At 57.9% G+C, this 1,392-nt stretch carries 1 protein-coding gene and 1 pseudogene; one reads left to right on the top strand and one right to left on the bottom strand.

The window, feature by feature from the left end; all coding sequences use genetic code 11:
- Positions 1–399, top strand: a pseudogene (locus RE6C_RS23840) (hypothetical protein); the annotation flags it as partial.
- Between the two features lie 385 nt (positions 400–784).
- Here RE6C_RS23840 and RE6C_RS23835 read toward each other — a convergent pair.
- The gene (locus tag RE6C_RS23835; RefSeq protein ID WP_008660732.1) at positions 785–1,252 is read right to left on the bottom strand and encodes an NUDIX hydrolase; all 468 of its coding nucleotides are present in this window, start codon (positions 1,250–1,252) and stop codon (positions 785–787) included.
- Positions 1,253–1,392 lie beyond the last annotated feature (140 nt).

Raw genomic sequence — 1,392 nt, 5'->3', positions numbered from 1 at the left:
CGGCTGTCTACCGCCGAGCAGACGATCTCCGAACGGAACGCGGAGATCCACGAACTACAGATTCTGCTGCAGAACCGCGCGGACACTCGAAATGACCAAGTCGCATTTGGTGCTGCTGCCATCGCCGGAATGGTCGACTGTGACGAATTGGTGATCGAAGAACGCGAACGCCTGGCGCAATTGAAATCCGAATGGGAAGACAAATTCCGAAGCGCTGAAATCGAAGTCTCGCTCGAACGAGCCAAACTTTCGCGAGAGCGACAGGAACTGGCCCGTCGCGCAGAGGAACTGGAAGAACAAATCGACCAGTTGCAGCGTGAAAAAAGAGATGCCCGAAACTACCCCAAAGCCGGCCGCCGATGGCTGGCCGAATTGGGATTGCAATCCGAGGGCGAATGATGCGTCCGCCTCGCTGGTTCAGCGTTTCGTGAACCAGAGACGATCCATCGCATTCCTCGTGGCGGCTACAAATTTCGTGGGGCAGAGCAACGGCTTCTGTCAGCCGAACGCTCCACCAGCCATCAAAGATTATTTCTTGCGGTGACGAATCTTGGCTCGCATCCGTCGTTTCTTGCGGCCTACCTTGCGTCGTCCCTTGCCAGATTTCTTGGTACCCACCTAGATCGCTCTCCTGGAAAAATGTTCGTGTTTTGCGTGCATGGCCAGGTTTCGCGTCTTGGCATCGCCAATCATTGGCGTTCCAAACTGGGGCGAATCTAAACACCGGCCGGATCGAATCGCGTAGCCTAGCAGAACGCCAGCGACCGACAAGGCGAGTTTTCCCTCAGGACGCCGAGGAATCTGTCCATGGCAGCTCGATTTCGCCGCCTCGCCATGCCGCCAGAAAATCAGGCAAGCTGGGCAACACCCCGCGAGCCGTGACGATGTCGTCGGCTGTCATCCAGTGAACCTCCGCCACCTCATCGGGATTGGGCACCGGATCGATGTGGTCTGGAAATTCCGCCACCCACCACGCCAGCCGCGTTCCCCATGGTGTGACACTGCGCCAACACAGCCGAGTCGGCGTCACATCGATCGCCAGCTCTTCTTGCATTTCGCGAATGAGAGCCTCCTCTTCGCTCTCACCCGCCTCGATGCCTCCGCCGGGCAAACACAACTTCCCCGGCGCATTGACGGTCATCGAACGGCGGATGATCAGCAACTTGTCAGCGCGAAACATCACTCCGATCACACCGCGTTTGCGGTTGCGATGTCTCGGTTGGTTCGGTTTGGTATTCGGCAGTCGAGTCATGCTGCGCTTCTACCACCTGATAGACGAAACAGCAAGGGAACCCGCGTCGGATTCAACGTCTCAGTGGCGGTCCGATCACACGCCGACGAATGGCACCGGAACCAGCAAAGCATGCTGGCGAACCCAGGTTTCCACCCCGT

This window comes from Rhodopirellula europaea 6C (assembly GCF_000338295.1).
In the GTDB taxonomy this organism is placed as follows: domain Bacteria; phylum Planctomycetota; class Planctomycetia; order Pirellulales; family Pirellulaceae; genus Rhodopirellula; species Rhodopirellula europaea.
This window is presented reverse-complemented; position numbering and strand designations above follow the sequence as displayed.